The following is a 23,096-nucleotide window of genomic DNA, read 5'->3' on the forward strand; positions in this document are numbered from 1 at the left end:
TCATGTTTTTATCTTTATACGGAAAAAAGTCTGTGAAGTTACGAATAGATTATATCCTTCTATATATATGCTACAATTTCAGAGTAGAACAAAAATAATGATAGGGAGGCATAACGTTGAGTATTAGTCTAGTTAAAGGACAGAAGGTAGACCTAACCAAAAATAATCCACACTTATCCGTGCTGAAAGTAGGGCTTGGATGGGACCCTATGAGGGGTAGAAGCATGGATATTGATGCGTCAGCGCTGCTTCTTAATGAGAACGGCAAGCTAACCCAGACGAAAAATCTAGTATATTTCGGAAACAAAAATAGCCCTTGCGGGGCCGTCGTACATAGTGGTGACAACTTGACAGGACATGGTGCCGGTGATGATGAAGTCATTACTGTATCCCTTCAACAACTACCACCTGAAGTGCATAGAGTCGTATTTATTGTGAATATATTCCGTTTTTTCAGCTTTGGTAGACGTAAGGATTTCAGTATGGTGAACAATGCTTATATTCGAGTATTGGATGCGTCGCAAGATGAAGAGATTCTCCGATACAATTTGACAGAGGACTATAAAGGGATGTGTAGCATCCGTGTAGGTGAAGTATACCGCTATGGAGGGGAATGGAAATTCGGTGCTATTGGGGAAGGAAGTACCATTACCTCCCTGAATGATCTTGTCAAAACGTATGAATAAGTATTTTTGGTGTTAAGGAAAAACCCACGTCTGACGTGGGTTTTTATACTATCTCTTCAACAGCCGCCTGATACAGCAGAGAACCTTCACGGAGCAGCAGGCGGTCTTTTCTGAAATCCTGTTCATGCGGTTGAAGGAACTTTTGATCGTCATTTAAAAAGCGAATGTGTTGTCCTTTGCTCAAGTTGCCTGGCTTCACATTCTTTTTCAAGACATATTGTCCATTCTTGCCATACCCGCCGTCGAACAAAAAGTGATACCCATCTGTAGCCACCCCGGAGCAGCCGGAAATCCTCGGATTCACAAACGTAATATTCGTACGGTCGCTACCGGAAATATACCCTAATGAAAAGTCTGAATAGTAATAAAACCAGATTTCCTGTTCGCTGATCACGTTCAAAGCATAGCAATCATGAATATCTGCCGCTTGGTTCTCATATATTTTGTGTCCCTCTTTATTCCAGGCGACAAGGCCGGAGGACCCCACAGGCTCATTCCAACCATAATTCCCGAATATACCTTCATCAAAATAACTGGTCCAGATCGTACCTTCTTTTGTAACCTGAACACTCTGGATACCGTCTCCAAGCAGTAGTTCATTCACAGTACGACCTTCATAATCAATAATTTTACCATTTAGATCGTATTGATCAGGTCCGTAATAATGGCATCGTGCTCCGACGAGTAACAAATAATCTTGTAGAGGCTGTACATAATGATAGTTGAACTGCTGCCCCTCCAAACACACCTCTTGAATGTGATCGTCTAGAATGAGTACCTTGTAAGTACGTCTCTCTTTAAGAGAGGCAGGCGTGAACATCCCCCGCACTCGTTCTGGGACTTTATCAATGAGCAAAATATACACGCGTCCATCAGGACCAAATTGGGTCGAAACGATCTCAAACCCTTCTATATTATTGGAAATATCGACAAATGAATGAAGCTGTTTATCTAGATGTGACAATGTAGTTCCTCCTCTAAAAGATCAGTAAAGTGAAGTATGATTTGTACTTGACTTCATTTTGTCATAACGACATGTAGCTGAGGAGGGCGGAAGTATGGCGATATGAGTAGTAGTCCCAAGAGATGAGTCATCGGCAAAATATAGTAAACCAAAAAAGCTAGGTTCTGCTTCATAAGAAAAGCAACCCAGCTTGATCTTTATAGATGTTCCCCTTAGAGTGTCTGGCCCTTGTCGGCCTTCTGCCATAAAGCTTCAGTCAGCTCATCAATCGTCTCTTTCATTGCCAGCTTCTCGCGCCAGTGACTCGGGATACCGCTTAGCCCGTAATAAGCCCCTGCAATCTGGCCGTACACTGCCCCGGTCGTATCTGCATCATCCCCCAGATTTACCGCCAGCAGTGCCCCCTCTTCAAATGAAGCCGAATGGTGAAAGGCCCACAGCGCAGCCTCAAGGGAACGAATAACATAACCGCTTCCTTGGATTTCAGGCGGCTCCTTATGCTTGTAAGATCCCTGAATGATTTCTTCAATGGCTGCCGAATAAGCTGACTGGTCCTGCCGCCGCCACTTATAGCAGACATCGGGTGATAACATGGATTCTTTGTCCGCTCCCCGCAGACCTGCCACAAGAATTGAAGCAAGCGCGGCACAGGCCTCCACACTTTCGACTGCTCCATGGGTGGTGCGCGAGCTCAGCTCAGCGTACATCACGGCCTCTTCCGGGCGGTTCGCATAGGCCATGGCGACAGGTGCAAGCCTCATAATCGAGCCATTACCGGCAGTCATGGGGTCAACGGACCCGCTATACGGATCTCCAGTGGCTTCGAAGCGATGCAGTGCTGTTCTCGTCGCACCACCGATATCAAAGCACGTTCCCGTGCTGCTCATATATCCCAGGTGGTACCAATTGGTGTAGCGACGCATCTGGTCCGCTGGATCAAAGCTATCTTTTCGCACCATGCTCTCGGCCAAACAGAGCGCCATAGACGTATCGTCTGTCCACTGCCCTGCCTTCAACCCAAATACACCACCGCCTACAATATCCGTTACAGGTTCAAATGTGCCTGGACTGCTAAATTCTACTGTGGTTCCCAAAGCATCCCCTACGGCCAGTCCAGCGAGACATCCATAAAAACAATCCTTGTTAAGTGCCATTTTGATGTACACTCCTTTGTAATTGTTATAACTAATGCATATATTTCCATATCACTAGGAAGGAAGAATATCTGGTACGCCATTTATTCGTCGTAGCTCAAGGCTGTACAACCGCTATCTGGATTTAATTCAACGAAAATTCCTGCCTCTTGATGATAAATGAGTGGAAATCGCTCCGTATCTACATATTCACGCACACCGCTTGAAAGCCGCCATACCTGAAGCGGAACTCCTTTTCCCCACAAGAATAATCGGTCACCGGAAACGGCCATATCCGCTTGGGGATATGGATAAATCCCGTCTTCTTCAGGCTTACAGTTTAGTGGCGGGATCGCAGGAAGCACTCGTCGATACCCAGGCTGAGTCATATCGAATAGGACAACCGCCGGTTCCACTCCCTCCTCTCCCCAATCTTCCTCCTCCAGTAAATCGGCATCCATCTGTCCCCATACCGCCAATGTATCAGGTCCTGTCCAGCATATTGGCCCATCCCAATCTATGGTTTGCCAAAGATGGCGAACTGACGGACCGTTTTCCGATTCCCATGGGTTCAGTAGCCAATCGGATAATGACCAAGTTCGGACCACTCCTAAGGGAGCCCATACCCATCCCGTATCCGCAATCCACTTTCCCTCTGGAGAAGCCAGCAGCCTTCCATGAAAATAATCTAGATAATGCTCATCTTTGCTTTCGCTGTTATAAACCGGGGTAGGTCTTGCTGTCAAAGGCAGCCCTGTTTCTACATCTGTCAAATCCAGCCGGTTCCATTCCGTTCCATGAACAAGAATACATGCACCGTCTTGATGTACAAATGCCAGGGGAAACATACTTTTATCATAGTGGTATTCGTCCCGCGATAATTGCATTTTTTCTTGAGCATGGACTAAATCATACACTGCCGCATGCCGGCCAAAACGATTGGATATGGCTACGTACTTGCCGTCAGGGCTGGTCACCATTTGGACAGGTTGCAGGGGATTAAAATCAGGAATACAAATACGTGTACACAATTCGGCATTACCAGAGCAAAGCTCTAGCCTCCACAGTTCTGCTTGTGTGTTCAATGCCAGCAAGGTTATGCTTCCCTGAGAGCCACCCTTTAGTGGATAAATGGCTGTAAGACGTCCGATCGTCTGTGGTAAATCGGGTAAAGAAACGTGATGAAATGGCATCATTTAACCCCTTTTAATCTGGATAAATAATAATTTATACCCGTATTTGTGAAGCTGGATTTATCGATAAAAAATCTGAGTTCAAGCAATGCAGACAATACTTTCATAAAAACACCCGGTTTTTTCTTGCAGAAACATTTAAAATATGTAATTTCGCTAGGATTACTTTTGAGAATAAAATAGGAGTAATTCATCATGATCATATTGGAGATGAACTGCTCTGTTGGAGATTGATGTTCATTGATACAGTCGATCAGCACTTCTAATAACCTATTTTTATTAGAGTTATAGGCTTGTATAAACCTCGTTGCTTCTGCAAACGACTTGTTGAAATCATCATATGGAAAATCATATACATCATGACTGCCCAAGATGAAGTTGACCAACTGGCCTTGCAAAATTTTTATTTTTCCCAGCGTTGCTCGGGTATCCATATCCATCTTATTTTTGTTAATATGCTCATGCAAAATATCAATTAGAATGTGCAAATCATACTGCTGTCCGTCTTCCATACTGTACAGTATCTTATTATTTTCAATCGTTAGACGATCATAAATGTCATCTCCTAAACCCAATTCAAATAAGAGAAGGTGAAGAAAAAATAGCCTATCCTGAGTAAGTGAGAATTCATTCCCTCTCTCTGCTAGATGTGAAACTTGATATTGATAATAAACACAACATAAGTTTTTTCTGCAATAAGCAACATCTTTATGTATATCAAACATGTTAAAAATAAGCGCGAGCAATCGAATCAGACGTTCAGCATCCGTTACGCTTAGAATGGGATGATCCATTTTGGTAAATAGCGACCTGTCAAATAAATCATGCCATCGCACTAAAGAAATATGATCCTGCTCATTTATATTCAGAGTTAATATTCTTAAATTTTGCTCTTGATCAGGATAGGAATAAAATAGATATTCATGACTTAAATCAGAAATGCGCTCATTAAAGTAGGCTCTTAATTTGTAATCGTATATTTCAGAAAAAGACATTTCTCTCCTCCTTGCACCTTATCTTCGAACTCCTATATTGTAAAATTAATCAGGATCGACTGGCAAGGTAGCATAATTACAGAAACATATGTTCTTCATTTCTATATTATGATATCTTAATGCTAAAAGTAAAACGTGATGTCGCAGGTCATAGCCTACGACTAGAAAGGAATACACACCTATGAAACAGTTAAACGAAGCGCTTACCCGGTTTGTACACCAGCAAAACTTGTATAATGAAGCCTACGGGCTGTTCCAAGACCACGATATCCAGCCCCGTTCAGAGAGTATAACAGATTGCTGGGACAGTCGGATTCCTCTATCTCCTGAGCTTGCGTACATGTATAGCCACTATGAAATGATCGATGCCAAGGCAGCGGGAACACACAAATTGAAAAACGCGGCAGTTGAAGTTGGGGATGCCGCAGTTCTCTTTTTTGTCGCACCAGAACATTTATATCGCCAACAGTTGGGTTATCGCTTTATTACGTCTGATGAGCTTGTTCATGAGTCATCTTCATGGCCATCCCATCATGTTGTAATTGCCACGTTTAATGACGATCCAGTCATTGTCGATACTAGCGCACCCGGTTCGCCTGTATATGCTGCAATTGAAGGTGGGGCAGCGCAGCAGGTTGCTGACTCTTTAGCTAACTTCTTTACGGCTCTTTCCATCCTGATTGAAGGTGCCTGTACCTTTAAGGGAGAATTGATAGATGAAGATACATACGAAACCAAAGCAGCATATATCGAGCACGTAAAACCATTGCTGCATCATTTGTTGGGCGAAAACCAAACCACGTACTTGCTGAAATACCTATCCTTCTGTTAGAAATCCTATTTGTTAAAGAGAGGTGGGGCTTTTTATGATCTATATCGCATTACTGCGGGGCATCAATGTCGGCGGCAACAACAAGATCGAGATGAAGAAGCTCAAGCAAACGTTTGAACATGCAGGTATGGGGCATGTGACGACTTACATCAATTCTGGAAATATCATATTTTCCAGTCAGGAGCGGTCCAACCAGGAGCTATCGCTCGTACTGGAACAGGCGATTCTGGAGGATTTTAGCTTACCCATCCGTGTCATCGTCCGTAATATGAAGGAGATTCAGAGCATTATGGAGGCACTGCCGGATGAATGGGCTAATGATACACAGATGAAAAGTGACGTAATGTTTCTGTGGGATGAAATTAACGATATTACCGTTCTGGACAAGCTTCCTTTGAAACCGGGAATTGGGCACGTCATGTATACGCCCGGGGCGATTTTGTTTTCTGTCAGCAAGGAACAAGTCACAAAAAGCGGGTTAACGAAATTAGTCGGCACCAAGCTGTATCAGCAAATGACGGTGCGGAATGTGAACACAACCCGGCAGATTTATAAGCTGATGCAAATGGCTGAGCAGGAAGAGTTACGAGATTTGGACTCCTGACTGGATGACGAAAGCAATCTAGTAGAGTCTGCTCAAAAAGGGAGCCTTCTTACGGCTCCCAACTGTTTTTCTTCGTCCTTCATTTAAATACCCATCACCGTATGGTCCTCGTTAAATTTTAAAGCCTTCGACCAGCTCATTCAGTCGAGCTGCGCTTTCCTTCACCTGATCAGACTGGTGTGCCACTTCACGAGATTTTTCCGTTGATGACACCATATTCTCAGCAATGTGCTGGGTAGATATAGCAGACTGTTCGCTGGCGGTTGCAATCTCATGGATCGCTCTCACCATAGTTTGGATGGTTTCATTTACCTGCTTAGAGGTGGCGTTCAAATCATTGACTGTGTTCGTATGCTCAACAGCATCAGTGTAATATTGTCCCGCTGTGTCCTCAAGCAGCTGATAATCCTTGCCCACCTGGGTTTGCAGGAAGTGCAGTAATTCTTCGGCATTGGTAGTCAGATTTTCTACAGACTGCACAACCTCTTGAGTAACACTCTGAATTTGGTCTACCGCGTGTTTGGAGCCGTCTGCCAACTTACGAATCTCGTTAGCTACAACCGCAAACCCTCGACCTGACTCACCGGCTCGAGCCGCTTCAATAGATGCATTTAGGGCCAGCAAATTGGTTTGTGCCGTAATTTCCAAGATAGACTGAGAAAGTATACGAATTTGATCTACTGCCTTGGCTCGTTCTAATGCTTCTGTCATCTTTGCATTAGCCTTCTGGTAAATTTCCTTGGCCGCTTTATTGGATTGACTAGCCGCCTGCTTCAACGTTTCGGCCTTTACACTTGTATCATAGGCAGACTGAGCTCTTTCTTGAGTTTTGACCGAGATGTACTCTGCTGCCCGCTGCATTTCATCCGCAGAATGATTCATATTTTCGGTGTATGCTGAAGTCTCCTCCATAGCTGCTGACAGCTGTTCGACCGTGGCGGATACATCGCGAATCCGTTCATTGAGATCTGTCATATTCAGATTCGTCTGATCGCTAAGCTGGTTAATTTGGCGCGACTCATTGATCACGCCCGTAATGACCATTGAGGTTGAATCTGTAATTTGCTGAATAGCACGAGCAATGACAGCGATCTCATTATTTCCTTTGAGCAAGGCAGGATCAAGGGCTGCCGTTAAATTGCCTTGGGTAATTTCTTCACAGTATTTCGTAATGGTGCTCATCCGAGAACGAATGTTTTGAATGGCCACAAAGGAGATTGTGATCAGAACAGCCAGTACGAGAGCCAGAACCGTGATCAACACAATTGTGCGCATTTTTATCTCATTTTGCGTATTTTGATATAGGTTGGCGGATTGCTCATTGTTATAATCTGAAATGGTAGTCAGCATCGTAACTATGGCCGTACTAGATTTATTAATCCGACCTCTCTCTTCTGTGTCATAGGTTCCAGTATTTTTTTTGACGGCCATGATCTGTTCAATATCCTGAAAATACGTGTCTATACTGCCTCTTAGTTCCTCATACAATTTCTGTTCCTTTGCATCCAATGTCCTTTGTGAAAATTCATTTAGCCCGGTTGTAACACTATCCTTTCCTTTCTGTACCTGCTTATATTGTTTATCTGTATACTCTTTATTGTCGAGTATTTTTGTATAATTGGCCCGCATATTGTAGAAATCACTTTTGACTTCAAGAATATTGGTTTGGTGTTGAAAGCGATCCACATACAAAATACCTTGACCCTCTTTAGCTTGATACATACCGATAACCCCTACCAACGATACAATGAGCAAACCCACCAAGCTGATCACAATCATGGAGATCATCGTTGTTGTGACCTTTAAATCTCTAAGCCCTTTTCCTTTTTTCGTCCTGTCCGATAGCTTGTTACTCATCCAAACCCCTCCAGCTCGTCTATGGATAATAGTTCACGCTGCTCTCAACTTTCACGAGTACTCCGATCCCCCTTGAGGCTGCCCTCCAAACAACAATATGAAGTAGATTACAAAACGTGATGCTATATATATCGGTAGAAAGCGCTTAAATTTATAAGTCAAATTACAGTACTGCAAAAATAATGAATATTATAACAGGCAAATTTATACATGGACTTGCTACGTAAATCCACAATTTTAGTACTTATAAGCATGGGGAGTTTGGTAAACTAGAGGGGAATGCCTGCATGAAGTGAGGCACATATGCAAATTAAGTTCTAAACACTGGATGATGGGAGAGAACGTATTGTGACAAACATACAAAATCCAAAGCAAGTATATATAATCCATGGATACACCGCTTCGCCAGCAGATCATTGGTTTCCTTGGTTACAAGACAAATTGCAAGAAGACGGGGTTTCGGTAGATATACTAGAAATGCCCAACTCGCAAGCGCCCAAGCTTAATGAGTGGATTGAGTATCTATTGCAAAATATTAAAGTTCTACATAAAGACACCTATTTTATTGGTCATAGCTTGGGATGTGTATCCATATTAAGGTACCTGCAGCAAGTAAATATCTCGGAACCGCTGGGGGGCGCCGTGTTCGTTTCCGGTTTTACTGACCCAGTGCCAAGCCTACCATCATTAGATGAGTTTACAATTGACCATTTGGATGATCAGCAAATTATGGATTCACTAAAGGCACGTGCAGCTATAGCTTCAAAGGACGATACGATTGTCCCCTTTGCACTTAGCAAGAAACTAGCGGAAGATATGCAGGCTGATTTTCACGAAGTAGATCATGGGGGGCACTTTTTGCAAAGTGACGGTTTTACCACCTTACCGATGGTATATCAAGTGTTACTTGAGATGATGAATGCAAATGAATAGCATGTCAGGAGAGCCTTGTGTCAAAAAAGCAACGCGGATTGAATCCGTAAACCTAGCTACTATTTACTTTTAGCAAACGATAACAAGCCCCGATGATAAGCTATTCCATCGGGGCTTGTTAATTTGCTATGGCCTTCTTCTCTTTATTGTTAAGTCTTCATTTTAAAACCTAGTGTAATAATTTCATGCGGCTTTACAGACTGAAGTAACTCATTAGAGTAATCCATTACGATGTCTTCTCCTGGTTCTTCGAGGATATTACTTTTATAGAAATCGTACTGCTGCGGCCCGGGCTTGATAATTAATTCGGCTATACTATTGCTCATATTGTACCAGCGTAGCAGCACATCCCCCGACAGCTCATTCATTTTCATAGAGGAAAAGGCAAGCTCCGTGCTTTGCCAATCAAACGGCGCATAATCTGAAGCAACTGTACCCGCATGAATCCCCGTTTGTTTTACAATCCAAGGAATTTGGTATTGATAGGCTTCTGTATACGCGCCGGACTGAATACCGTCGCCATCATGTGGAATGATTTCCAGACGAGCGGTGTGCTCACCTGGGCACTGCGCTTCCGGCGTCGGGAACCATCCCCAATCCCCCAGCTCGCCAACTGAGCGAAGCAGCGTTATTGCAATCGTGTTACGACCATCACGCATGATTTCATATTCATTCAACCCGAGATTGGCTACGGTTAGACCCGCCTGTTCCCCGCTTACATCCACAAACGCCTGCTGATGCTGTGTGTTGCTTGGGTTTTCCCACTCAGGTGCAGGTTCATTGTCCCGGATTGCAATTTCAAACATCGAGTCCACCCGATGCTCACCAGAAACTATATCTGTCGGAAACAGAGCACGAAGACGGTGATCCTTGGCCTGGTTGTTAAAGGTGGTTTCCATGGAAACCACTCTGCTGTTCCTAGATAAAGAAATGACGGTCCGTATCGTCAGCGGAACGGTCTGCCAGGAGCGCTGAGCCTTGCGGTACGGATAATAAACTAGTTCTCGCTGCTCCTGCTCCAGCGTTTCATCAGCGGAAGCCGGTATTTCCCAATGATGAATAATCTCCATGGATGCCAGAAAAGGTGTATCTTCAAGCACGCGAATGTCAGCGATCAAATCTTCGGTGGTCAGCGCCTGCTCTCCCTCGGGCTGTCTGAACATATACTCGTTGCCGATATCACCCACATTTTCATATACGCCAAGGTCTTTGTAGCTACGGGCTGTACGCTTATCTGTCAGGGTAAAAGATCCGTTATCCGCAATTTCGACGTGGAGCAGATCATTTTCCATACTGCGACTGCCATGAAAAAGGGAAGAGGAGTCCGTCTCGACACTACTTCTCAGCCAAGCATAGGTTTTTAAGCCTAGCAGGGGCACACGTTCAACCTCAAAGGTAAGGCGAACCCGACGAGACATGTAAGGCTGGCGGAATCGGTCATCTGGCAAATCATAACCGAACTGTAGCCCGAGGTCCTCCATCTTGCATGCCACCGGACTCCCTTCACTGTCCACCAGTATACGCCCGGAAAGATCAACGTTCTTTGCTTGATGAGCAGCCTCCTCAGTCGTGTATCCTTCACGGAAGTACAGACGTACCACTTCCAGTTCTGCCGACACTATACCACTGCGCTCCCAGCCTGACGTATTAAAAATCACGAGTGGCAATGCATCTTCTCCAAAGCGGCTAAAGCCCGTCGTATCCACTGCTTGCACAATGACCTCTATGCTTTCATCCACAATGCTCTCGGCTACATGACGGCTCTTATCAAACCGGGTCACCATCTCACGGTGCACCTCGTCCACACTACAACCGCAAATACTGTCATGCGGATGGTTCTGCATCAGTGTTTTCCAGGCATAGGTGAACAAATGGTGAGGATAAGCCTGCCCCAGCAGATGCGCGACGGTCGCAAGCGGCTCTGCCACTTTTTCCAGCATCACTTGTCCCAACTGGTTCATTTGTTTCAAATACACCCGAGCAGAAGCCGTATTCACCAGCGTTCCCCAGCCGTCCGTGCGCTGACTGCGAAGCTCTCCCTTCACTGACGAGAGTTGCCTTTGGGAAGTCCGTTTCAGAGAAGTCAGATAATCGTTGAAATTGGAATGAACAAACTCGATATCCGGATAAAGCTTCTGTGCCGTACGGATTGCTTCCGGTAAATCAAGCTGTAAAGGCTGATGATCGCAACCGTTCATGAACAGCAGCTCGCCCGTTGAAGCATATTTTTGCGCATCATCCAGTTTACGCTTCCAATAAATCTTGGCTTCCGCCTCATCTACAGAAACCTCATTGCCGTTGGAATACCAGTTGGCAAATAAAATACCGAGTACCTCTGATCCGTCTGGCCCCGTCCATAACAGTTCCGAAAAGGAGGACTCGTAGCCTCTATCCGACACTGTATTGTTAAACCCTGTCGGCTTTACGCCCCTTCCGAAGAAAACATTCGTAATCCCCGACTGTTGCATGAACTGCGGAGTCTGCCCAACCAGGCCAAACGTATCGGGGAAGTATCCGATCTTGGACGGAGTGCCGTAACGTTCGGCATCGCGGTGACCAATCTGCATATTGCGTACATTGGCTTCGCCGCTGGTCAGAAAAGCATCTTGCAAAATGTACCAGGGTCCGATAAAAATACGACCATTGCGAATATGCTGCTCCAAACGTTCCTTATGCTCGGGCCGAACCTGTAGATAATCCTCCAGAATGATCGTCTGCCCGTCCAGATAAAAGTTTTTATAATCCGGGTCCTGCTCCAGCTTATCCAGCAGAGAATCCATCAGGCTAATCAGGCGCATATGGTGCTTCTCATAAGGCAAATACCACTCCCGATCCCAGTGGGTATGCGAAATAATATGTGCTGTCGTCTTGCTGCCCGTGTATGTGTCTACTTCCCTGCTTATCGCTTGATTGTTGATTGATTCATCCCTTTGCTCGCTCATCGCATATCTCCTCACCGTATGTCTTGACCTGCCATTGTTCACTGTATCACTTCAATCGTCACGTCCTCGGGACGATATACTGCTAGCAACAGACCTTCTCGACCCACAGCAAACAAGATAGAGCGGCTCCTTGGCAACAGAAAAGCGTAGGATAATCCAGTCTCCTTATCCCGAACACGCACTTGGGTATCCCGGGAAAACTCCGATACGAAAATATATAGGCCCCCATTCTTGAAATTCAGCTTACGTCCATATAGCCCCGGCTGATCGCCACCGTCTATCCATTCCAGCTCTCGCTCCACCCCGGCAGCAGCGAAGGCGTAACGATACAATTCGGCAATCGGCTCATCTCTGCCATTCAACTCCAGTGGAAGCGGACTCCAGATCAAGCGCCCCTTGCCAAGCGGCAGGTTCACGACTTCATCACCCATCGCTCCATCCGCTTCCGGTGACAGTTGTTCCTCCTTAGCGACCTCAGCAATTCGCCGCTGTCCGAATGAGACAGAGTAGGTTTGACCCTCCAGACTCAGTACTTCCTCCCGTTGGACGTTCCCCAGCGTACGCTGACCAATAATGGCATCAACCCGTTCGGTCATTTTCCAGTAAGGATCAAGCCCCAGTGGTCCGGTGACTAGTAGCGTCACACCGAAGACTCGCACCATTTCCAGAAGATGCTCCAACGATGTACTATCGAAATTGTGCGCGCTGGGGATCATAATCAGTTTCGGTAACTGCCGCTTGAGCGAGTCCAGATGATACTCGGAGACGGCACGGAACGGCTGTTTGAGATTATAGGACATCACCCGGGTAAGCCTTGTCGTGGCATCGAAGGCAAGTGATCGGTTAGAGAAATCATTGGAATACGGGAATACAACAGCCGTTTCTTCCAGCTTCCGGTCTGTAAACAGATCGCGAATTTCATTCATAAAAAGCCCAAAATCGTAAGATACCTCTGCTTCCGGCTTCTCGGTCTCATCCGCACGTAATGCACCGATGTGCGATTCATTGGCATTATCCATATAAAAGTTCGTATTCCAGATCCAATGAATCGCACCCGCTCCGCCAGTCGAAAAGGCATACGCATACTTGCGCTCCAGCATGTCGCGCAGCTCCTCCTCCGAACGCTTGGCTCGACCATCCGGTGTCTCAACATACATGATCCCGGTTTCCTGCACGAGATTCGGTTTGTCTGGTGTTTTGGCAAAAATACCGTCCCACACCAAATGATCATTCAGCCACCATGAATGCACCGTCGTATAATCCACCACAGCCTCATAAAAAAACGGGGATGGCCGTTGCGCGCCCAGTGCCTCGTCCTGACCTACAGTTACCAAATGTCCGGGACAAAGCTCCCGAATCGTAGTCGCCAATTGCTCGGCCCACAGATTGTGCATTTCCATCGAAAATAGACAGTAATCCAGCCATTTGGCTCCCTTTTTGGCCAGATGCATATCCTGAACGTCGAAGTTGATCTCCTCCGGCTCGGGGATTGTGGCAGAAGCAAAACAGGAAAGCTGCTGTGGCGTCATATTCCAGGCTTCCTGCAAAGCTTCAATGCTGCCATGGCGTTGCTCCAGCCATGTGCTGAACGCCGCCTGTTCCCATGAGTCCCTCGCAGAACGTGGACCGTCTGCGAAAATACGCGACGGATCAAACATCGAAGGCTCGTTAATTAGATCCCAATCCACATGGGTTGTAGCCGTGTGCCGACTGACAATACTGCGAATGAATCGCTTTTGTGCTTCCACGCTTTGCGGATCAAGATAAGGGTTAACCCCTTCCCACGTTTCCGGCGTAAAAGAAAAGAACGTGAACGTCACCTGCAAGCCATGCCTTTTGGCTGTCAGCAGAAAAGCATCAATCGCGCGAAGTACCTCTTCCGAGGCGTGCCCGTCTATCTGCATCATGTTGCGATAAGCCGTCCATACCCCTGTACGAATCCAGTTGATGCCCGCTTTGGCCATCTGGGCCATATCCCGATCCCAAATTGCTGCATTGGGCAAAAATAAAAATTTCCGTGCCACATCTGAGGTCATATAGGTCATGCCAACAACAGGTAACGGACGCCCGTCCTTTATAAAATAATCCCGACTACACATGATGATCTGTCCTTCAGCCAGCAGTTCGGCATCCTGCCCCCAAAAGCCCTGTCGCAATATACGTACTTCACCATCCGATGATTCAGCTCGGCAAATGACCCGATATAAACCGCTTAGAATGGAAAAGCCAAGGGGAATACGTACAAAGTTCTGTTCTTTGCTAACCTCAATCTGCAAGCGATTGCTCCATACCTGCTGATTGTACTCATCCAATATTTGCTCCACCGTCAGGTCAAAGCTCCATACCTCGTGATTTCTGGGCGTGGCTCCTTCTCGCTGCAATCTCTGGGTTTGAAGTGTCAGTATGGCTCGTTCCCCGGACTCATAAGCAGCATAGTTCGGCTTGATAGATAGCTCCGTCATCCCCTTGGCGCAAAAACGTGCCCATTGGGCAAGCAGTTGCTCACCATCCTGTTCCCAAAAGGAAGCTATCAACGGCACATGGATAAACATCCAGCGTGCGCCAGCAAACAGACCCCGGGCATGCTCCCATAGCACCACCGGGGCAGCGATATCCCGTCCGTCCTTACTTACTCCCTTGAGCAAAGGATAAATTTGCGTATTCATTGGCCCGGCAGAGCCCATCTGGTGTGGCAGATCGCTGCTTTTGGTCGTATGTGGAACGAGATTCCACGTATCCGCCACCTGAAATAGAGACTCCTGACCACACAGTACAGGAATATCCTCTGATGCAACCAGCGAAGCTACCTTCGACGCATCCACTCGCAGCACCTCATGAATATGCAACTCCTGATGATACGCAGTCTGTTCATTCTCAATCCTCCAATCTCCATGCTCATCAGCAGGATCGCGGACTGGATGCTTAAAGGGTGCTCCCCCAACGTTAAGCAGCCCCCCTCCCCTATGGAGAAATGCCACGATTTCAGTCCAAGCGGATTTGGGGAAGTACGGTGCATGCAGATTGACAAAACAGCCGTTGTCCATATGCTTTAGCGTTTCAGCCAGTTCATCGGCTCCTACGACCACCACCTCTGCAACTCCATGAAACGCCTCATCCGGCAACAGGTTCCCTATAGTGGGAAAGCCTTGCTCACTGAAAACAACGATGGATGGGTTTACTATGATTCCATTCATAACAAGCCATCCTTCATAGCCTTATACACAAGCTGGGCAAACAGACTGTTAGACCAAGCGAACCATTTTCGCGTATAAACCGTAGGATCATCTGCATGAAAACCTTCATGCATGTAGCCAGTGTCCCCATCTGTTGCTTCCAGCATCTGGATCATCTCCAGCTTTTCTTCTGCGGTCCGGGCCGTTAATCCTTGCATAGACAGGGCCATATGCCAGATGTAACCTGGCAGCGTGTGCGGACTTCCGATGCCTTTAGCCGCCTTGCCCTCAAAGTAAAACGGATTCTCCTGACTTAAAGCGAAGCGTCTCGTATTTTGATAGATAGGATCGTCCGCCGTCGTATAGCCCAAATACGGAATGGACATCAATCCAGGTGTACCCGCATCATCCATCAGGCAGTAGTTGCCAAATCCGTCCGTTTCATAAGCATATATAGGCCCAAATACCGGATGGCGGTAAATGCCGTACAAGCGGATACCGTGCTCCACCTCAGCCTTCAGCTCCTTCAGCTCGTTCAGAAAGTCCATATCACGGAATACCCACTCCGCAATCTCCTGCATCTGCCGCAAAGCGACCACTGCAAACATATTGCCGGGTATATTGTAGTGAAAATCGCAAGCATCATCACTGGAACGGAAGCCCGACCAAATCATCCCTGTATAATTTACAGGCATACCGAGTCCATGATTGCGCAAGGAATCTGTGGGAATGCCGTTATTACGCGTAAACCGATACGCAGATTGCTCTTGGTGACGCTGCTCCGTTTTGAACACATCCACTATTTTGCGCAGAGCCGACTTGAATTTTGAATCAAAAATATCGGTAAGCTCCGTTTCCTTCCAGTACATATAAGCTAGCCGAATGACAAAGCACAGCGAGTCGATTTCAAATTTTCTTTCCCACACCCATGGTGACATCTCCGTCTCATCAGTCGCATTCCAGTGCCAGTCATTCGCTGTCTCATTGAACGCATTCGCATACGGGTCTATGAGGACATAATGAATATGGCGCTTGATCAGCCCCCCAATGATGCGCTGTAAATCAGCATCCTCCCTGGCTAACGGCGCATAATGAATGACCTGCTCTACAGAATCCCGCAACCAAAGAGCTGGAATATCCCCTGTAAACAGAAACGTTGTCCCATCATCCATTAGCTTGGTCGTCGTCTCCAGTGAATTTGGAAAACAGTTTTTAAACAGCTTCAGCAGCTTCGGCCTGTGAGCCAGTGCTTGCTCTGCTTCCTTAAGTACGTCCTGAACAGCCTGCGGCAAGTCAAAGTCGGGCATTGGTATTTTGGGAAGTCTGAATTGTTCCAATAGCTTTTTCGCTCCTTTATCTGTCGGGAAACACCCGTGCGCTTATAGTCATTCCAATCCAGCATATCTATTGCAAACGTATCGTTTTAATTTCATAAGGTGTAAAAGACAGCGTAAGACATCCACCTTCCAGCTCAAGAGGATGCACTTGTTCCTCCAGCGCATTCGACATGTAGGCTGCGTTGAACGTATAAGGCCAGGTCAGCCTGATCGTTTCCCGTCCCCCAGAGGATTCATACAAACGAAGAATCGACCCCAGCCCATCTTCGGCCGGCTTGATCGTATCCAGCACAACGTGACGGCTATCAAAGTTAATGAACGATCCACTGCTCGGCAGCACTCCGCTATTGTGCTTTTGCTGCTGTACAACAGGCATATCTTGATTCAGCTCAGCCGCATGACGCAAAGTATGGGCGCTGCGCCAATCTCCAACATGCGGATAAAGCGAATACGTAAAATCGTGCTCGCCCAGATCGGCATCTTTATCCGGCCATTTGGGTGCTCGTAGCAGAGACAGACGGATGGTACTGTCTTGAATGTCGTAGCCATATTTGCAATCATTGAGCAGACTCACGCCATACCCGTGCTCGGAAACATCCGCAAATCGGTGTCCACATACTTCATACTGCGCCTGCTCCCAACTCGTATTCCGATGGGTCGGCCGTTCCAAGGCACCGAACGGAATTTCATAAGTCGCCTTGTCCGTAACCACATCTATAGGAAAGCCTACCTTTAGCAGCTTGTGCGCTTCATTCCAGCTCACATGCGTTTTGAAATCAATTCGCCGCTCATGATGATAAAAGATTACATCCTGTGTCATTTCAGATTGATGGATTCGCCATCGGAAGCGCAGCACATCCTTCGTTTTTCCCTGAAGCACTACTTGTTTTTCCAGCAACTCGGCTTCTCCTGCTACCTGTTCCTCATAGCGGTCATCCAAATCCCAGGCATCCCACAGCGTCGGACGGTCATGGAAAAAATAAAAACGGTTTGCCCGTTCCCCTTGCTTCAAAATTTCACGATTTGCCGCTTTATCCAGCAAACGAATCATTTCGCCCCGCTCGTTAAATTGCACCTTATAAAAGGCCGTCTCCCACATATCCCCCAGCGATCCAGATATCACAGCGATCTCGGGCTCCTCACCTGCTTGAGCCTGTTCTCGCTCCAACCAAATCGTTTTGTAGCCTAGTGCAGGAATATCCGGAATACGCACTGAAATGCCGCCTTCCTCCACATCGGTGTCCAGCCGCTCGGCTTCATCATTAGCGTAGTGGTAGGCATACCATCCCTGTGCCGATTCCGTAGCAATATGAATCACAGCATTACGGATCCAGCCCAGGCTGTTAAACACCAGATACGGTGTTCCTGCCCTCGATCCTTCCGTGTTCACTTGAGCCGCCAGCGTCGTAATCCCCTGTTGAAGCCCGACATGTCCCCATTCGAAAATTTGCTGATACTCCTTATCCGAAGTGCCGTACACCTCGGTAATCGCCGAGCCAGGGATAATATCGTGGAACTGATTCAACAAAATCAGCTTCCAGCCCTCATGCAATGCCGAACAGATATCCTCCACCTGCTCCGGCTCCAGCTGTGGTAATGCCAGCGTGCTCCACAGTTCTGCCTCGCGGTAGACTCCCTCCGCTTTCCGGTTATTGCGTTTGTTGCGGGCGTGGGTCGTGTAGGTTCCTCGGTGCAACTCAAGGTACAAATCACCATGCCATTTGGGAAGCTTCGGATGTGCCTGATCTATGCCTGCGAAAAACTGTCCCCCCGTGCTGAACTGACTCGTAGGCAATCCCACCATTAGCGAAGAACGCTCTATATATTCCAGCATTTCACGCGTAACTCCGCCCCCGCCGTCTCCATGTCCATAGAGCAACATGTGCTCAGGATGCGCTGATTTTTCACGATAAGACTGCCAATGGTCATGAATGTCCTGTGGCCGTGTATTTTCATTCACGCCATGATTGAGGTAGGACAACATCGAAGTCCCATCGATGCCCACCCAGTGGAACAAATCGTAAGGAAACACATTCGTATCATTCCAGCCGAGCTTGGTCGTCATAAAATAGTCTATCTTCCCATGCTTTAAAATCTGCGGCAGGGACGCACAGTAGCCGAACGTATCCGGCAGCCACTCGATATGAGAGGTTTGGCCAAATTCCTGTTGGTAAAAACGCTGACCATACAGCATTTGGCGGATGAGTGATTCGCCACTGGGCAGGTTCAAATCAGGCTCTACCCACATACCCCCGACCAGCTCCCACCGTCCTTCAGCGACTCTCGCTTTGACTCGTTCATACAGCTCTGGATCATTTTCCTTTACAAAAGAGAACAGCAGCGGCTGGCTCTGTGCATATTGATAGGCCGGGTATTCATCCATCAGCGCATCCACCGTTGAGAAGGTTCGGCTTGTTTTCCGTACGGTCTCGCGCATCGGCCACAGCCAAGCAATGTCGATGTGCGACTGTCCTACCATGTGCTCCAAAGCTTGCGCATTTCCGCCGATCTCCTGAACCTGCTGAATGAGCTCATTTTCTGTGGCTGATATCGCCCCCCCTGCTCGAATGGCGTCTTCCTCCAGATTCGCAAAACGATCCATCACCCCATACAGAGCCTTCAGCAGGCGTATTTTGCGGATATCGCCCTCAGGCAGTAATAGAGCGGCTTCGCTAACAACGGTAACGGTATACATCAGGCTTTGCACAGGCTTATTGGGCCGTACAAGATAGCTTGTAATAGAAGAAATCGGAGGTTGAATGACAGCCTGCCGATTGAGCGGATCTACGGGCTCAGGTACCGGATCAAACAGCTCAATCTCCAGCTCAGGGGAAGACCCGATGAGCTCTGGATTTAGCGTGACATAGGTATGATTGCGATCAAGCCCGTGATAGGAAGCACCATTGACTCGCAGCAAACCTTCTCCCCCGGACTCAAACACCAATCCAAAAGGCTCTCTCAACCACGCTGTTGGTACATTCAGCCGCATTCGAAAAAAATAAGTCGTCCCCTGACTGCTGGGGAATCGCTTGAGGTCCAGTCCTTCCGTTAAAGGCTCGGCGCCTTCGTATTGACCTGGTGCCAGGTAAGTGGAGCGTGTAATGTTCCAGCTCCGCAAATCCAGCTTCTCCAGCCATTGGCATTCCGACAATTCCCGAATCAGGCGTTTGATACGCTCCATTATTCATCCTCCCGTACGATCAGCTCGGCACACAGGGTATCTTTGGAGTGCCTGCCTACTTGAATAGAAAATCGCCCAGTCTCAACGATTGGCTGTAGATCATGCCCTATATATTGCAGCTTGTCGGAGCCTACTACAAACACCACCGTCCGTGTTTCTCCCGGCTGTAATACAAGCTTGCAAAAGCCCTTAAGTTCCCTGATTGGACGGGTCACCGAACTCACCGTGTCCGAGATATATAACTGAACTACTTCAGCCCCTTCCCGGTCGCCCGTGTTGGTTACATCGACTGTAACCGTAACGGATTCGCCCGCTCGGATCGAATTGGCGCTTAATGTAAGCCTTTCATAGCTAAACGTCGTGTAGCTAAGACCATAGCCAAACGGATAGCGCGGCGCGGCATCGTCTTCCAGATACCGCTTGCCCCGGGAACGCTTGCCGTTGTAATATACCGGCAACTGCCCCACATGTTTAGGGATGGAGAGAGTCAAACGTCCCGAAGGGTTCACATCCCCAAATAAAATATCCGCGATTGCATGCCCTCCCTCCTGACCGGGATACCATGCTTCCACAATGGCATGTGCGTGCTCCTCCACCCATGGCTCAGCAATCGGTCGCCCGTTCATATAAACGACGACAAGCTCCTTCCCCAGCCTGTAGACTTCCTGCATGAGTTGAAGCTGTACGCCTGCAAGCCCCAACGTCATCCGGTCAATGCCTTCGCCGCATTCCATGTCGTTCCAATCGTGATCCGATACCTTCGAGGCGCCGGTTTTCAGGTCAATCGTCCCTTCCCCGAAATCGCGGGCACTGGACCCTCCAACCACCATCACCACGGTATCGGCCTCAGCCGCACATGCCAGTGCGTTATCAAAGCCTTCCCGGGACTCTCCCTTGATCCGGCAGCCAGGTGCATACAGAACGCCTGAATGATCCTTGCCCAGCTTGCCACGGATACCATCAAGTACAGTTACCACACGGGATCTCTGCTGCGGTGATGTATAATCGCCCAGTTGGTTGTAGATCTGATCTGCATTTGGGCCAATGACTGCAATACGCTTGGAGGTTTTCGGCAGGGGGAGCGTGCTATTGACGTTTTTAAGCAGCACAATCCCTTCGGTCGCAAGCTGACGAGCTAAGCGAATATGCTCCACCTGACCAATTACCTGCTCCGCTCGTTCTGCATTCACATACGGTTTGTCAAACAGACCGAGCCTGAATTTTAACGTGAGCACCCTGCGAACCGCCCGATCCAGCACGCTCGTCTTCAGCTTGCCAGCATGAACCGCCTCGACCAGATGACTGCCGAACATTTCCCCGGACATTTCCATATCAATTCCTGCGCGAATTGCCTGCACAGCGGCATCCAATCCATTTTCGGCCACATCATGTCCGCTCGCTAACATTTCAATCGCGCCACAATCTGTGATGATCAGACCGTCAAATCCCCACGCCTGACGAAGAGTATCGTCCAATAGCTCAGTATTCACTGTACACGGAACCCCGTCGATTTCGTTATAGGCTGGCATAACAGATTGGGCCCCTGCTTCCACCGCTTTTTGGAATGGATACAGATCGACCTCCAAAAGCTCGCGCCAGCCCATATGCACAGGTCCGGCATTACGTCCGCCTTCCGAGCTGCCATAGCCTGCAAAATGCTTTAGTGTGGCAGCTACGCTATGTTCGCTGAGTAAGCTTTCCCCCTGAAGTCCCTCCACTGCGGCAACAGCAAATTCGCCGATGAGATAAGGGTCTTCGCCAAAGCATTCCTCCGTGCGCCCCCAGCGTGGATCACGCACAACATCAAGCACGGGCGAATACGTGACCGCCCCGCCCTGAGCGCGGGTTTCACTCGCAACCGCACGGCACATATCGCGGTACAGATCGACATTCCATGTGCTGCCGATGGACAGCGGAACCGGAAACACAGTGCCGTCAATCGCCATATGCCCATGAGAGCATTCCTCACCGATCAGTATCGGGATACCCAGCCGGGAATGCTCTATCGCATAGCGTTGGATCATATTCACAGCCTCCGCCCCTTGTTTGGCAGATAAGCCATTCTCCAAGGTCACTCCGGTCCACGGATCAGCGCGAAGTACCCCGTATAAGGAGCCGACTCCTCCATTTTGTACCTGCTGCTTGAAATCATGATGTAGGGACAATTCCCCGTCTATGTGCTCATACACTTGCCAGCCAAAGGGCTGCACAAGCTGCCCCACCTTTTCTTCTAACGTCATCAAACCGATTAAGTGCTTAACCCGTTCTTCGATCGGTTTGCTTTTGTCTTTATAAATCAACATGTTCATGTCTCTCCTTCCCTGTTATTCCTTCACAGCCCCAACCGTAAGTCCCTGCACAAAGTAACGCTGGAAAAAAGGATAAGCGAATATAATAGGCAGCGTCGCCAGCACCACCATCGCCATCCGCGAGGTATCTTGCGGAATGGATTGAAGTGCAGCCAGACTCATAGAGCTGTTTTGCGAATTTTGCTGGATGAACTGAATGCTGGATTCAATCCGCATCAACATAGACTGAAGCGGCACCAGATTGGGATTGTCAATATACAACAGGGCATTAAACCAGTCATTCCAGTAACCAAGCGTGCTGAATAAGCCAATGGTGGCAAGTCCAGGCAGAGAGAGTGGAAGCACGATTTTTAAAAAGGTGTAAAACTCGCCTGCCCCATCTATTTTGGCTGATTCGACAATGGCATCAGGCACACTGGTGCTATAAAATGTGCGCAGGATCATAATATAAAAGGCATTCATGGCAAGCGGCAAAATCAAAGCCCAAATCGTATCCTTAAGCCCGAGCAATTGGGAAACGACCATATAGGTCGGGATCATTCCGCCATTAAAGAGCATGGTTAAAATCGCAAAAATGGAAAAGAATCTCCGGTAACGGAAGCTCTTTCGTGAAATGGCGTACGCATATAACGAAATCAGAATGAGACTGATCACCGTACCGATGACCGTTACGGCAATCGTCACCCCATAGGAGCGCAGTAGCGTATCACTGGTACGAAATATGAAGCGGTAGGCTTCCAGACTCCATTGAGCCGGGAGCAAACGATATCCGTCCCGCGCCAGCGTTTTCTCATCGGTTAGGGAAATAATGACGACAAACAAAAACGGAAACACACATAGGAACGCGAACATCCCTGCTATCCCATTCAGAACAACATTCCAGCCCCGTGAAATATGATGGAAATCTCGTTTTTTTCTTTTTTTTCCAGAAGCCATAGTCCACACCCCTCTCCTCTT

General features: G+C 47.7%; 15 protein-coding genes. 4 read left to right on the forward strand and 11 right to left on the reverse strand.

What is annotated here, in order from left to right; genetic code table 11:
• Positions 1 to 116: 116 nt before the first annotated feature.
• On the forward strand, positions 117 to 686 hold the full coding sequence (locus ACH59B_RS17490) for a TerD family protein (protein WP_123797459.1): 570 nt from the start codon (positions 117 to 119) through the stop codon (positions 684 to 686).
• A gap of 43 nt (positions 687 to 729) precedes the next feature.
• On the opposite strand, the gene ACH59B_RS17495 is transcribed toward ACH59B_RS17490, so the two are convergent.
• From ACH59B_RS17495 to ACH59B_RS17510, 4 genes are all read right to left on the reverse strand, one after another.
• Positions 730 to 1,650 carry a hypothetical protein gene (locus ACH59B_RS17495; protein WP_123797460.1) on the reverse strand — a complete coding sequence of 307 codons (921 nt, stop codon included), beginning with the start codon at positions 1,648 to 1,650 and terminating at the stop codon, positions 730 to 732.
• A gap of 212 nt (positions 1,651 to 1,862) precedes the next feature.
• Positions 1,863 to 2,804 (reverse strand): ADP-ribosylglycohydrolase family protein, encoded by a 942-nt coding sequence (locus tag ACH59B_RS17500; RefSeq protein ID WP_123797461.1) that lies wholly within the window; start codon positions 2,802 to 2,804, stop codon positions 1,863 to 1,865.
• An 83-nt stretch (positions 2,805 to 2,887) separates the two neighbouring features.
• Positions 2,888 to 3,979 carry a hypothetical protein gene (locus ACH59B_RS17505; RefSeq protein WP_404302230.1) on the reverse strand — a complete coding sequence of 364 codons (1,092 nt, stop codon included), beginning with the start codon at positions 3,977 to 3,979 and terminating at the stop codon, positions 2,888 to 2,890.
• Positions 3,976 to 4,971, reverse strand: a complete 996-nt coding sequence (locus tag ACH59B_RS17510; protein WP_017428288.1) for a hypothetical protein — start codon at positions 4,969 to 4,971, stop codon at positions 3,976 to 3,978. Before ACH59B_RS17510 ends, ACH59B_RS17505 begins: the two co-directional genes overlap by 4 nt.
• Before the next feature lie 181 nt (positions 4,972 to 5,152).
• On the opposite strand from ACH59B_RS17510, the gene ACH59B_RS17515 reads away from it, so the two are divergent.
• Together ACH59B_RS17515 and ACH59B_RS17520 are read left to right on the forward strand one after the other, a co-directional pair.
• On the forward strand, positions 5,153 to 5,803 hold the full coding sequence (locus ACH59B_RS17515) for a hypothetical protein (RefSeq protein ID WP_193189819.1): 651 nt from the start codon (positions 5,153 to 5,155) through the stop codon (positions 5,801 to 5,803).
• Between the two features lie 34 nt (positions 5,804 to 5,837).
• Positions 5,838 to 6,407 (forward strand): DUF1697 domain-containing protein, encoded by a 570-nt coding sequence (locus ACH59B_RS17520; protein ID WP_017428290.1) that lies wholly within the window; start codon positions 5,838 to 5,840, stop codon positions 6,405 to 6,407.
• Positions 6,408 to 6,518: 111 nt separating this feature from the next.
• On the opposite strand, the gene ACH59B_RS17525 is transcribed toward ACH59B_RS17520, so the two are convergent.
• Entirely contained in the window at positions 6,519 to 8,264 is a 1,746-nt protein-coding gene (locus tag ACH59B_RS17525) for a methyl-accepting chemotaxis protein (protein ID WP_193189821.1), read from the reverse strand.
• Positions 8,265 to 8,612: 348 nt separating this feature from the next.
• Here ACH59B_RS17525 and ACH59B_RS17530 point away from each other — a divergent pair, with 348 nt between their 5' ends.
• Positions 8,613 to 9,197: an alpha/beta hydrolase gene (locus ACH59B_RS17530; protein ID WP_017428292.1), complete on the forward strand. Its 585-nt coding sequence runs from the start codon at positions 8,613 to 8,615 to the stop codon at positions 9,195 to 9,197.
• 149 nt (positions 9,198 to 9,346) lie between these two features.
• Here ACH59B_RS17530 and ACH59B_RS17535 read toward each other — a convergent pair whose 3' ends face one another.
• From ACH59B_RS17535 to ACH59B_RS17560, 6 genes are all read right to left on the reverse strand, one after another.
• Positions 9,347 to 12,139 carry an alpha-mannosidase gene (locus tag ACH59B_RS17535; RefSeq protein ID WP_193189823.1) on the reverse strand — a complete coding sequence of 931 codons (2,793 nt, stop codon included), beginning with the start codon at positions 12,137 to 12,139 and terminating at the stop codon, positions 9,347 to 9,349.
• 38 nt (positions 12,140 to 12,177) lie between these two features.
• Positions 12,178 to 15,333 carry a beta-galactosidase gene (locus ACH59B_RS17540; RefSeq protein ID WP_193189825.1) on the reverse strand — a complete coding sequence of 1,052 codons (3,156 nt, stop codon included), beginning with the start codon at positions 15,331 to 15,333 and terminating at the stop codon, positions 12,178 to 12,180.
• The gene (locus tag ACH59B_RS17545) at positions 15,330 to 16,649 is read right to left on the reverse strand and encodes a glycoside hydrolase family 125 protein (protein WP_404302234.1); all 1,320 of its coding nucleotides are present in this window, start codon (positions 16,647 to 16,649) and stop codon (positions 15,330 to 15,332) included. Before ACH59B_RS17545 ends, ACH59B_RS17540 begins: the two co-directional genes overlap by 4 nt.
• 67 nt (positions 16,650 to 16,716) lie before the next feature.
• On the reverse strand, positions 16,717 to 19,830 hold the full coding sequence (locus ACH59B_RS17550) for an alpha-mannosidase (RefSeq protein ID WP_404302236.1): 3,114 nt from the start codon (positions 19,828 to 19,830) through the stop codon (positions 16,717 to 16,719).
• Positions 19,830 to 22,133: a glycoside hydrolase family 3 N-terminal domain-containing protein gene (locus ACH59B_RS17555; RefSeq protein ID WP_404302238.1), complete on the reverse strand. Its 2,304-nt coding sequence runs from the start codon at positions 22,131 to 22,133 to the stop codon at positions 19,830 to 19,832. The genes ACH59B_RS17550 and ACH59B_RS17555 overlap by 1 nt, the downstream gene beginning before the upstream one ends.
• Before the next feature lie 21 nt (positions 22,134 to 22,154).
• On the reverse strand, positions 22,155 to 23,075 hold the full coding sequence (locus ACH59B_RS17560; RefSeq protein ID WP_016821751.1) for a carbohydrate ABC transporter permease: 921 nt from the start codon (positions 23,073 to 23,075) through the stop codon (positions 22,155 to 22,157).
• Positions 23,076 to 23,096 lie beyond the last annotated feature (21 nt).

Origin of the sequence: Paenibacillus sp. DP01, from assembly GCF_044784315.1 — a bacterium.
Lineage (GTDB): Bacteria > Bacillota > Bacilli > Paenibacillales > Paenibacillaceae > Paenibacillus > Paenibacillus polymyxa.